This is a genomic window from Streptomyces sp. NPDC060027 (assembly GCF_042737005.1).
Lineage (GTDB): Bacteria > Actinomycetota > Actinomycetes > Streptomycetales > Streptomycetaceae > Streptomyces.
Map to the genome: position 1 here is coordinate 1 of NZ_JBHWVI010000278.1, position 9,943 is coordinate 9,943.

Consider the following 9,943-nt stretch of genomic DNA (forward strand, 5'->3'; position numbering starts at 1 on the left):
CCGCCAGACCGCCCGCGGCGAGCCCGGCCCGGCCGGCCCGGCCGGGCCGCCCGGTCTGCCATGTCCGCCGCCGCGGCGCCCGCCGCCTGCCACCACTCACTCCGCAGCCCTCATTTCGCCGTGCTCATTCGCCACGCTCATGGCGCCGTGCTCGTGTCGCCATCGGGGTCCGTTCCCCCATCCAGGTGTACTCCTCCATCGCGAAGTCCACCTCTCCAGCCCCTCCGCACCACCGCGAACTCTGCCCCGAACGTCACCGCGATCGTCCACAGCACGCTCCGAAACTCTCCCGTGCGGGTGAAATCCGGGCATCCGTCGGACAGCTCTCGACACACCTCGATAGCGTGAGCGGCACACCTTTCACTTCTCCCCCTGCCGAAACACACGTACCGCGCGCATGTCACGCTCACGCGACGTCGCGCGTCTCCATCCCACCGCCGAGGACCCACGCTGACGTCGCACCGTCTCCCACGCCTCCCCGGCCAGGTCGCCCTCCCCGAGCAGAAGAGCGCGGCGCCGTCCCCGGCCCGCCTCGACGGATTCAACTCCGCACCCGTCGATGTGGTCACCCGCGCCCTGCTCACCTGCTGCCGCAGCCCGCGCTGGGCCCATCGCCTGGCCGACCACCGCCCCTACCCGGATCTCGGCGCGCTGCTGGCCGCGGCCGACGAGGCGGCGTACGACCTGACCTCGGCCGACGTGGCCGAAGCCCTGGCCGGCGAATCGCTCACGCTGCTCCCGGACGGCGCGTACTCCGCCGCCCACACCGCGCTGAGCGCCGCGCACGCCGCGTACGAGAGTCGATTCGGACATGTGTTCGTCATCTGTCTGGACGGACTCGCCGCCGGGGAGGCTCTCGACCAGGTGCTCGCCGGCATCCGGTCGCGCCTGACGCACGACCCCGAGGAAGAACGGGTCATCACCGCCGACGAGCTGCGCAGACTGGCCCGCGGCCGGCTGGCCCGACTCGTGCGCCAGTTCACCGACGAACCGCGACCCGCCGACATCAGGCGCCCGCAATAGCCCGAACGTGCCTGATTGATTGCCAGTTTGATCACATTGATAGGGCCGCTGTAAGCGTTCCGACAACACGTCGCTACGATGGCCGGGGCCGGTGGACCGTACCCGGCCGGGCCCGACCGACAGAGAAGCCGGCGCGGCCCCAATCCCCGCTCCCGGAGGGTTCTTCCGTGCCGGCTGGAACGCTGTACCGCGGCCGGGAAGGAATGTGGTCCTGGGTGGCTCATCGAGTCACCGGCGTCCTCATCTTCTTCTTCCTGTTCGTACACGTCCTGGACACCGCTCTCGTCCGTGTCTCCCCCGAGAACTACGACAAGGTCGTGTCCACGTACAAGACGCCGATCGTCGCGCTGCTGGAGTACGGCCTCGTCGCCGCCATCCTCTTCCACGCGCTCAACGGCCTGCGTGTCATCGCCGTCGATTTCTGGTCCAAGGGCCCGCGCTACCAGAAGCAGATGCTCTGGTCCGTCGTCGGTATCTGGGTCGTGCTGATGTTCGGGGCTCTGTACCCGATCCTCGGTCACGCATTCCGCGAAGTGTTCGGGAGCTGACGCAGATGTCCACTACTGACACCGCCGCTTCCGGCATCGGCCCCGTCGAGGGCGCCGGAGAATTCTCGGCCTACAGCGTCGACAACCCGGCCCCGTTCATCGAGGCCCCCCGCAAGCGCACCAAGAAGACCCCGAAGTCCACTCGCGGCAACTTCGAGATGTACGGCTGGCTCTTCATGCGCCTGTCCGGCATCGTCCTGGTCGTCCTGGTCATCGGCCACCTGCTCATCCAGCTCGTCCTCGACGGCGGCGTCTCCAAGATCGGCTTCGCCTTCGTGGCCGGCCGGTGGGCGAACCCGTGGTGGCAGGTCTGGGACCTCGCGATGCTGTGGCTCGCCATGCTGCACGGCGCCAACGGCCTGCGTACCGTCATCAACGACTACGCGGAGCGCGCGGGCACGCGCCTCTGGCTGAAGGGCCTGCTGTACACCGCCACGGTGTTCACGATTCTGCTGGGCACGCTGGTGATCTTCACCTTCGACCCGAACATCCGCTAGGCACGGGGCTGAGGCAACCACTCATGAAGATCCACAAGTACGACACCGTCATCGTCGGCGCCGGCGGCGCCGGCATGCGCGCCGCCATCGAGGCGACGAAGCGCAGCCGCACCGCCGTGCTGACGAAGCTCTACCCCACGCGCTCCCACACGGGCGCCGCGCAGGGCGGCATGGCCGCCGCGCTCGCCAACGTGGAAGAGGACAACTGGGAGTGGCACACCTTCGACACGGTCAAGGGCGGTGACTACCTGGTCGACCAGGACGCCGCCGAGATCCTGGCGAAGGAGGCCATCGACTCGGTCCTCGACCTGGAGAAGATGGGCCTGCCGTTCAACCGGACGCCCGACGGGACGATCGACCAGCGCCGCTTCGGCGGTCACTCCCGCAACCACGGCGAGGCCCCGGTCCGCCGGTCCTGCTACGCCGCGGACCGCACCGGTCACATGATCCTCCAGACGCTGTACCAGAACTGCGTCAAGGAGGGCGTGGAGTTCTTCAACGAGTTCTACGTCCTGGACCAGCTCATCACCGAGATCGACGGGGTCAAGCACTCGGCGGGCGTCGTCGCCTACGAGCTCGCGACCGGCGAGATCCACGTCTTCCAGGCGAAGGCCGTGATCTACGCGTCCGGCGGCACCGGCAAGTTCTTCAAGGTGACCTCCAACGCGCACACCCTGACGGGTGACGGCCAGGCGGCGGTCTACCGTCGCGGGCTGCCGCTGGAGGACATGGAGTTCTTCCAGTTCCACCCGACCGGCATCTGGCGCATGGGCATCCTGCTGACGGAGGGCGCCCGCGGTGAGGGCGGCATCCTCCGCAACAAGGACGGCGAGCGCTTCATGGAGAAGTACGCGCCGGTCATGAAGGACCTCGCGTCCCGTGACGTCGTGTCCCGCTCCATCTACACGGAGATCCGCGAGGGCCGCGGCTGCGGTCCCGAGGGCGACCACGTCTATCTCGACCTCACGCACCTCCCGCCGGAGCAGCTGGACGCCAAGCTGCCCGACATCACGGAGTTCGCGCGCACCTACCTCGGCATCGAGCCCTACACGGACCCGATCCCGATCCAGCCCACCGCGCACTACGCCATGGGCGGCATCCCGACGAACGTCCAGGGTGAGGTCCTCTCGGACAACACCACGGTCGTTCCGGGCCTGTACGCCGCCGGTGAGGTCGCCTGTGTGTCGGTGCACGGCGCCAACCGACTCGGCACGAACTCGCTGCTCGACATCAACGTCTTCGGACGCCGGGCCGGCATCGCGGCCGCGGAGTACTCGGCCAAGGCCGACTACGTCGAGCTGCCCGAGGCCCCGGCCTCCCAGGTCGTGGCCCAGGTCGAGCGCCTGCGCAACTCCACGGGCACCGAGCGGGTCGCCGCGATCCGCCTGGAGCTGCAGGAGTGCATGGACGCCAACGTGATGGTGTTCCGTACCGAGCAGACGATCAAGACGGCGGTCGAGAAGATCGCGGAGCTGCGTGAGCGCTACCTGAACGTCTCGATCCAGGACAAGGGCCGGCGGTTCAACACGGACCTCCTCGAAGCCATCGAGCTGGGCAACCTGCTCGACCTGGCCGAGGTCATGGCCATCTCCGCGCTCGCCCGCAAGGAGTCCCGCGGCGGTCACTACCGCGAGGACTACCCGAACCGCGACGACGTCAACTTCATGCGCCACACCATGGCGTACCGCGAGGTCGGCGACGACGGCGCCGAGTCGATCCGTCTCGACTACAAGCCGGTCGTCCAGACCCGCTACCAGCCGATGGAGCGTAAGTACTGATGGCTACTCCCACCCTGGACAAGGCGGACGCGGCCGGCGCACCCGAGCCCGGTTTCGCCGACTCCCCGTACATCACCGCCACATTCCGCATCCGCCGCTTCAACCCGGAGATCTCGGCGGAAGCGGTCTGGGAAGACTTCCAGCTGGAGATCGACCCCAAGGAGCGTGTCCTCGACGCGCTGCACAAGATCAAGTGGGACCAGGACGGCACGCTCACGTTCCGCCGCTCCTGCGCGCACGGCATCTGCGGCTCGGACGCCATGCGGATCAACGGCAAGAACCGTCTCGCCTGCAAGACGCTGATCAAGGACCTCAACCCCGAGAAGCCGATCACGGTCGAGGCGATCAAGGGTCTGACGGTCCTGAAGGACCTCGTGGTCGACATGGACCCGTTCTTCCAGGCGTACCGCGACGTGATGCCCTTCCTCATCACGAAGGACACCAACGAGCCGACGCGCGAGCGTCTGCAGTCCGCCGAGGACCGCGAGAAGTTCGACGACACGACGAAGTGCATCCTGTGCGCGGCGTGCACGTCGTCCTGCCCGGTGTTCTGGAACGACGGCCAGTACTTCGGTCCGGCCGCCATCGTGAACGCCCACCGCTTCATCTTCGACTCGCGTGACGAGGCGGGCGAGCAGCGCCTGGAGATCCTGAACGACAAGGACGGCGTGTGGCGCTGCCGCACGACGTTCAACTGCACGGACGCCTGCCCCCGAGGCATCGAGGTCACGAAGGCGATCCAGGAAGTGAAGAGGGCGCTGATCACTCGGCGGTTCTGAGGTTTTTCCCGTACATCGCCGTGGGCCCCGCTTCCCTCTGGAAGCGGGGCCCATGCGCGCCGGGCCAGGATCGGGTGAGACGGATCGATCACGGCTCACAAAAGCCGTTCGGCCGACGATGATGCTCTCGACACCAGCCCACGCGCTCGCCTCGTAGCCGGACGACCGGGTAGGTGCCGGCCCTTCCACAGCAGCCAGACCATGAGGAGCGCCTCCCCCACGAAGGTGTACCCGGAGACGTTGGCGCCGTAGCCCCGGGAGAGGCACCTGCCGAGGCCGTCCACGACGTAGCCGAGGGAAGCGATCATCAGCAGGACGCCGAGCATTCTGGGGATGTAGCCCGACCTGAGCACGAGGTGGCCAAGGACCAGCAGATGCAGCCCGAAGATCACCAGAGCCGCATCCCACCCGTCCTTGAACGCGTTCACCGATGCCAGGGCCTGGGCGTCCACTTGCCGCGTGTCGAACGCGTCCTGGGCTGTGGTGTCGGTCAGCAGACGCACAGCGGCGAGAAGGTGGCCCAGCACGGCCGCGAAGACGGCGGCGTACACCACCCGCAGCGACGCCGAAAGCAGGGCGACGTTCCTGTCGACAGGTGCCAACAGCACGTACAGCGCCCACGCCACCACCACGTCGAGCACCGCCACGATCAGGAAGCCGCAGGTGAGGGCCCGGAAGAGCAGCTCGTGGTCGCCGATGGCGCGAGCTGTCCGGGTGGCATCCCCTGCGACGACCAGGTTGCTGAACACCGAGAAGCTGAAGGCCGAGACGACGGTCATCCCCAGCAACCCGAGTCCCGCGACCAAGCCCGCCCTCCGCATCGGCAGTTCCGCCGTGATGCCGGATGGGCCGGAGGCCGTGACGCTGGTCGGGGCAGTCCTCCACTGGATCATCACCGCACCGCCGGATCCTGCTGGGAGACGCCCGGAACAGCGGCGGTCTGCGTGGGACGCCACATCCAGGCGTACCGGACGATCAGCGCCGCGCAGGCGATCTCGATGATGCTGAAGAACAGGTAGTAGGCCGTGGGGGTGCCGGAGAACAGGGTCGCCGACTGAACGAGGGTCATGATGCTCCCGGCGGCGACGTTCGCCCAGCGGTTCACGCGGTGGTGCGCCAGCCACGACACCAGGATCATGGCGATGGGGAGCTCCATCAGCACCGACGCGCCGAGCAGAGACCCCTGGCTGAGGTCCACACCGTTCACGCGCCCGGTCATGTACTGCCGCAACAGCCCGGAGTCCATCAGCCCCACGACGTCGCAGTAGAGATAGTTGAACATCACGAAGATCCACAGCGCGGACAGCCGAGCCGGCCTGGCCTTCCTGTCAGCGCCCCGCATTTCACATCTCACTGGTCTCCTCACGTGGACTCTCCCTGACCGCTGCCGCCCGAGCGCTCGTCCGTCGGCTCCTCGACGGAGTCGGGGTACTGGAACACCTCGTCGAGCGGACCGCCGAACACCCGGGCGATCCGGAAGGCCATCTCCAGGGACGGCGAGTACCGGCCCTGCTCGATCGCGATGACGGTCTGCCGGGTGACGCCGATCCGTTCAGCGAGCTCGGCCTGTGTCATCTCGCCGTTGGCGAAGCGCAGCGCACGGATCGAGTTCGTGACGTGCGTCGGCTTCACCATTGCTGGAAGCCCCCGCGGTAGGCGATGATCTTCGCGAGCGAGCCGAGGACCGACGACAGCGCGAAGCACAGATAGATCACGTTGGCGATCCAGAACCGGTCCCAGCCGGCCATCGCCATGAGCATCGCCGCGACGGCGCCGATCACGACGAACGACTGCCCGATGTGCTCTCCGCGCCGACCGATCTCCTTGTCCCGCACATCTTTTTCGCGGGACGCCCCCGGCCTCACCATGCCGATCCCGATCTCCGCCACGATCGCCGCGACGATCGCCCCCCCGACGGTCCACAGCAGGACGCCGGTGTAGGCGACCTCGGACAGCGGATGCCCGTCGGCCCGGCCGACGATGACGACCGCGTAGGCGCAGTAGGCCACCACCGTGACCACGAGCATGATCCACGCCCGCTTCTCCTCGTGGGTCACCGCCATCCTCCTCATGTACGAAATCTTTGACATCGCCAAGGTAACCAATGTTTGACGCGATGTCTAGAAACTTTGACAGGCGGCCCACATCGTCACGAGCCGGCCGTTGATTCTTCGCTGCAGGGGAAGCTGCGCCCGGGCGGCAAGGCTCTGGGACTGGCAGGCGCGGCCGAGGACCGCCCGACGTTCTGCACCACCCTGCGAGGCGTGAACGCAGGCAGCCGGCCTCCGCCACGGGGCGGAGGCCATGGAACTGGCCGACGCCACTGCCGCCGCCTCACCGAAAGCCGGCCCCCGGATGCCGGCCTCCCCGTCGGCCGGCAGGCGCACGCCGCCGCACAGACCGGCGACCGCAAGGGCGCGCTGCGCCACCTCCGGGAGGCCGAGGCCGGCCATGGACCGTGCCGAGTCACGGGCAAGGGGTCCCGCACTTCTGGCAGGTGGAACAGGACGTGGCGACAGACGGTAGGGGCGGTTCGGGGCCGACGGCGGAGACCCCGTGGAGGCGCCGCCGGGCCGACTCGCCGAATACCAGGTCGGCCGGGCCGGAGCCGGGCGGATGACGTGACGGAACGAAGAGGCGTGCTCGAGGTCTGCCGGCAGGCCACGACGTGTACTCGCGCGCGCTGGTACACACCGGGGCGCAGCCGGTCCGCTTGTTGCCCGGCGGCTTCACGGCTCCGGCTTTGTCTCCGAGTTCGTAACGGACCTGGATGACGTGGTGGTTGCGCGGAGAGGGTCGTGCGATCCGAACGCCTTGCGGCGCTCATCACTGCTCCCACGGGCCGGAGTCTCACCTGTCGATCCAGCGCACCCAGGGGGAACGGGAGGCGCTTCACCTCAACGGGTGATCACATGTTCGGCCCGCGGTCGGGCCCGCCCCACCCGCCCCCGGCGGTCCCTAACCTGATGGCATGCCAGATGACGTGTCATACGAGCTTCTCGGACTCGACAACGTGCTGCTGCCCGTCGGGAATCTCGGCGAGGCCGTGGGCTTCTACGAGCGTGCGGGGTTCCCGCCGGCCTTCCGGCTCGACGAGGCCGGCATCGCGGTGCTGAAGGTCGGCAAGGAGACGCCGGGCGTACTGCTGCGGCTGGACGACGAGCTGAGCCACCGGCCGCCACCGTGGGCGTCGCCACGGCTGTGGGTGGAGGTGGCGGACGCCCGGGCCGCGGCCCGCTCGCTGGCCGCCGCCGGCATCACCCCCCTCGGCGAGCCGCTCTCCGGCGCCACCGGCTGGACCGTCGAGATCGCCGACCCCTGGGGCAACGTCATCGGCCTGACGGACTACACCAAGCGCCCCGAACTGGCCCGCGGGGCCCAGCGGTAGCCCCGGCAGCCCCCGCGCGCCACCCCTGGACACCGTGCGGCGCGAGCACCGGGAACGCCCTCGCGAGATCCGACTTGAACATGTTCAAAAGCAGGTCTACATTCATCCCAGACAGCGTTTTGAACGCGTTCAAGAAGGGGTGGGGACATGGACCTCACGGTCGTCGCGTACGTCATCTATCTGCTGGTCAGCATCGCGCTGACGGTCTGGGTGGCACGCACGCTGAGCCACAACGGGCGGATCTTCCTGGCGGACGTACTGCACGGGAACGAGAAGCTCGCCGACGCGGTGAACCATCTGCTCGTGGTGGGCTTCTACCTCGTCAACCTGGGCTTCGTCGCGCTCTATCTGCACCAGAGCGACGAGATCTCCAACGCCCGCGAGATCTTCGAAGCCCTGTCGACCAAGCTGGGCGTCGTCCTGCTGGTGCTCGGGGTCATGCACCTGGGGAACGTGTACGTGCTCAACAAGATCCGGCGGCGGGGTGTCATGGAGCGGGAGCAGACGCCGCCGGTGCAGCCGACGGACTGGATCGCCCCCGCGGCCGGGGCGTGAGACCGATGGCCGGCATCTCAGCCACCCGGGACCGGGGCGCCGCGCGCGTCCCGGTCCTCGGGCTCACCGTCCTCTACGACGCGCGCTGCTCGCTGTGCGCCTTCCTGAAGCACTGGCTCGCCCGGCAGGCGCAGCTCGTCCCGCTCCGGTTCGTCCCCGTGGGTTCCGAAGAGGCCCGGCGGCGCTTCCCGCGCCTCGATCACCGCGCCACCCTGAGCGAGATCACCGTGGTGGGGGACGGCGGGCAGGTGTACCAGGGAGCCGCCGCCTGGGTCGTCGCCCTGTGGGCGCTGCGCGAGTACCGGGCGCTGGCCCATCGGCTGAGCACCCCCGCGGGTGCCAGGCTGGCCAGGGGCGCGACGCTCGCCGCCGCCAAATGGCGCGAGGCCCAGGTGTCCGAACGATGGGGCGGTGGCGCGTACCACTGGGGCGACGGGTGGAGCTACGACCCGACCGCGGGATGGACGTACCTACCCCCCGCCTGCGACAGCGGCGAATGTTCCACCGCTCCCACTCGTTAGGCTCGTCCCGTGCCAGCACCGACAGACAGCCCCGGCCCCATCGGGTCCTCCGAGTCCTCCCGTGCCTCCGAGCCCTCCGCGCCCTCCGTACCGGTGGACAAGGAGGCGGCGAAGAGCCCCGCCAAGAGCGAGCAGACCCGGGCCCTGATCCTGGAGACGGCGATGCGGCTCTTCCAGGAGCGGGGGTACGACAAGACGACGATGCGGGCCATCGCCAAAGAGGCCGGGGTCTCCGTCGGCAACGCGTACTACTACTTCGCCGGCAAGGAGCACCTGATCCAGGGCTTCTACGACCGGATCGCCGGCGAGCACCAGGAGGCGGTCCGGGAGGTGCTGGACCGCGAGACGGACCTGGAGGCCCGGCTGGGCGGCGTCCTGAAGGCGTGGCTGGACATCGCCACGCCGTACCACGAGTTCGCGGTGCAGTTCTTCAAGAACGCCGCCGACCCGGACAGTCCGCTCAGCCCCTTCTCCCCCGAGTCGGAGCACGCGCGCGTGGAGGCCATCAGCGTCCACCGGGAGGTGCTGGCCGGGGCGAAGACCAAGGTGCCGGAAGAACTGCGCGACGTGCTGCCCGAGTTGATGTGGCTCTCCCAGATGGGGCTCGTCCTGTACTGGGTCTTCGACCGTACGGAGGGCCGCGAGCGCAGCTACCGGCTCGCCGAGCGGGGGGCGCGCCTCACCGCGCGCGGCGTCTCGCTCTCCCGCTTCCGTCTCCTGCGGCCCCTCGTCCACGAGGTGCACGAACTGTTCACGGACTTCCTGCCGGGGATGACGAAGGCACTGCCCGACCCGGCCAGGAAGAAGGGCCAGGAGCCGGGGCGCCCGCCGAAGGGGTAGGGGGTGAGGAGCTG

The 9,943-nt window shown here is 68.7% G+C and carries 13 protein-coding genes and 1 pseudogene; 10 read left to right on the forward strand and 4 right to left on the reverse strand.

Translation table 11 applies throughout. The features are described 5' to 3' along the window. Nucleotides 1-450 precede the first annotated feature (450 nt). The 5 genes from ACFWBT_RS38450 to ACFWBT_RS38470 all read left to right on the forward strand — a co-directional run bounded on the left by ACFWBT_RS38450 (nucleotide 451) and on the right by ACFWBT_RS38470 (nucleotide 4,625). On the forward strand, nucleotides 451-1,023 hold the full coding sequence (locus ACFWBT_RS38450) for a 2-oxo-4-hydroxy-4-carboxy-5-ureidoimidazoline decarboxylase (protein WP_385708134.1): 573 nt from the start codon (nucleotides 451-453) through the stop codon (nucleotides 1,021-1,023). 167 nt (nucleotides 1,024-1,190) lie between these two features. Next, nucleotides 1,191-1,571 carry a succinate dehydrogenase, cytochrome b556 subunit gene (gene sdhC / locus ACFWBT_RS38455; protein ID WP_385708105.1) on the forward strand — a complete coding sequence of 127 codons (381 nt, stop codon included), beginning with the start codon at nucleotides 1,191-1,193 and terminating at the stop codon, nucleotides 1,569-1,571. Nucleotides 1,572-1,576: 5 nt separating this feature from the next. After that, nucleotides 1,577-2,068, forward strand: coding sequence for a succinate dehydrogenase hydrophobic membrane anchor subunit (locus tag ACFWBT_RS38460; RefSeq protein WP_266761979.1), 492 nt, complete (start codon nucleotides 1,577-1,579; stop codon nucleotides 2,066-2,068). 23 nt (nucleotides 2,069-2,091) lie between these two features. Next, on the forward strand, nucleotides 2,092-3,846 hold the full coding sequence (gene sdhA / locus ACFWBT_RS38465) for a succinate dehydrogenase flavoprotein subunit (protein ID WP_385708110.1): 1,755 nt from the start codon (nucleotides 2,092-2,094) through the stop codon (nucleotides 3,844-3,846). Beyond that, nucleotides 3,846-4,625 (forward strand): succinate dehydrogenase iron-sulfur subunit, encoded by a 780-nt coding sequence (locus ACFWBT_RS38470; RefSeq protein ID WP_385708113.1) that lies wholly within the window; start codon nucleotides 3,846-3,848, stop codon nucleotides 4,623-4,625. Before sdhA ends, ACFWBT_RS38470 begins: the two co-directional genes overlap by 1 nt. Before the next feature lie 95 nt (nucleotides 4,626-4,720). Here ACFWBT_RS38470 and ACFWBT_RS38475 read toward each other — a convergent pair whose 3' ends face one another. From ACFWBT_RS38475 to ACFWBT_RS38490, 4 genes are all read right to left on the reverse strand, one after another. After that, entirely contained in the window at nucleotides 4,721-5,431 is a 711-nt protein-coding gene (locus tag ACFWBT_RS38475) for a DUF4386 domain-containing protein (protein ID WP_385708116.1), read from the reverse strand. 86 nt (nucleotides 5,432-5,517) lie between these two features. Beyond that, on the reverse strand, nucleotides 5,518-5,967 hold the full coding sequence (locus ACFWBT_RS38480; protein ID WP_385708119.1) for a DUF6326 family protein: 450 nt from the start codon (nucleotides 5,965-5,967) through the stop codon (nucleotides 5,518-5,520). Between the two features lie 20 nt (nucleotides 5,968-5,987). Continuing rightward, nucleotides 5,988-6,260 carry a helix-turn-helix transcriptional regulator gene (locus tag ACFWBT_RS38485; RefSeq protein ID WP_385708122.1) on the reverse strand — a complete coding sequence of 91 codons (273 nt, stop codon included), beginning with the start codon at nucleotides 6,258-6,260 and terminating at the stop codon, nucleotides 5,988-5,990. Then, a complete protein-coding gene (locus ACFWBT_RS38490; RefSeq protein ID WP_385708125.1) occupies nucleotides 6,254-6,682 on the reverse strand; it encodes a hypothetical protein in 429 nt (142 codons plus the stop codon). Before ACFWBT_RS38490 ends, ACFWBT_RS38485 begins: the two co-directional genes overlap by 7 nt. 102 nt (nucleotides 6,683-6,784) lie before the next feature. Here ACFWBT_RS38490 and ACFWBT_RS38495 point away from each other — a divergent pair. From ACFWBT_RS38495 to ACFWBT_RS38515, 5 genes and pseudogenes are all read left to right on the forward strand, one after another. Further along, a pseudogene (locus tag ACFWBT_RS38495) lies at nucleotides 6,785-7,103 on the forward strand (hypothetical protein); the annotation flags it as partial. Between the two features lie 493 nt (nucleotides 7,104-7,596). Then, nucleotides 7,597-8,013 carry a VOC family protein gene (locus tag ACFWBT_RS38500; protein ID WP_385708128.1) on the forward strand — a complete coding sequence of 139 codons (417 nt, stop codon included), beginning with the start codon at nucleotides 7,597-7,599 and terminating at the stop codon, nucleotides 8,011-8,013. Between the two features lie 147 nt (nucleotides 8,014-8,160). Beyond that, complete coding sequence (locus ACFWBT_RS38505; protein WP_266761969.1) at nucleotides 8,161-8,568, forward strand: hypothetical protein; 408 nt, start codon at nucleotides 8,161-8,163, stop codon at nucleotides 8,566-8,568. 5 nt (nucleotides 8,569-8,573) lie between these two features. Further along, the gene (locus ACFWBT_RS38510) at nucleotides 8,574-9,089 is read left to right on the forward strand and encodes a thiol-disulfide oxidoreductase DCC family protein (RefSeq protein ID WP_385708131.1); all 516 of its coding nucleotides are present in this window, start codon (nucleotides 8,574-8,576) and stop codon (nucleotides 9,087-9,089) included. Nucleotides 9,090-9,251: 162 nt separating this feature from the next. Then, the gene (locus tag ACFWBT_RS38515) at nucleotides 9,252-9,929 is read left to right on the forward strand and encodes a TetR family transcriptional regulator (protein ID WP_385708137.1); all 678 of its coding nucleotides are present in this window, start codon (nucleotides 9,252-9,254) and stop codon (nucleotides 9,927-9,929) included. Nucleotides 9,930-9,943 lie beyond the last annotated feature (14 nt).

Excerpts from the sequence above, each read along its gene's own strand:
- ACFWBT_RS38505 (WP_266761969.1), top strand. The coding sequence starts at position 8,161 with ATGGACCTCACGGTCGTCGCGTACGTCATCTATCTGCTGGTCAGCATC.
- ACFWBT_RS38485 (WP_385708122.1), bottom strand. The coding sequence starts at position 6,260 with ATGGTGAAGCCGACGCACGTCACGAACTCGATCCGTGCGCTGCGCTTC.
- ACFWBT_RS38470 (WP_385708113.1), top strand. The coding sequence starts at position 3,846 with ATGGCTACTCCCACCCTGGACAAGGCGGACGCGGCCGGCGCACCCGAG.
- ACFWBT_RS38515 (WP_385708137.1), top strand. The coding sequence starts at position 9,252 with ATGCGGCTCTTCCAGGAGCGGGGGTACGACAAGACGACGATGCGGGCC.
- sdhA (WP_385708110.1), top strand. The coding sequence starts at position 2,092 with ATGAAGATCCACAAGTACGACACCGTCATCGTCGGCGCCGGCGGCGCC.
- ACFWBT_RS38460 (WP_266761979.1), top strand. The coding sequence starts at position 1,577 with ATGTCCACTACTGACACCGCCGCTTCCGGCATCGGCCCCGTCGAGGGC.
- ACFWBT_RS38500 (WP_385708128.1), top strand. The coding sequence starts at position 7,597 with ATGCCAGATGACGTGTCATACGAGCTTCTCGGACTCGACAACGTGCTG.
- ACFWBT_RS38510 (WP_385708131.1), top strand. The coding sequence starts at position 8,574 with ATGGCCGGCATCTCAGCCACCCGGGACCGGGGCGCCGCGCGCGTCCCG.
- ACFWBT_RS38480 (WP_385708119.1), bottom strand. The coding sequence starts at position 5,967 with ATGCGGGGCGCTGACAGGAAGGCCAGGCCGGCTCGGCTGTCCGCGCTG.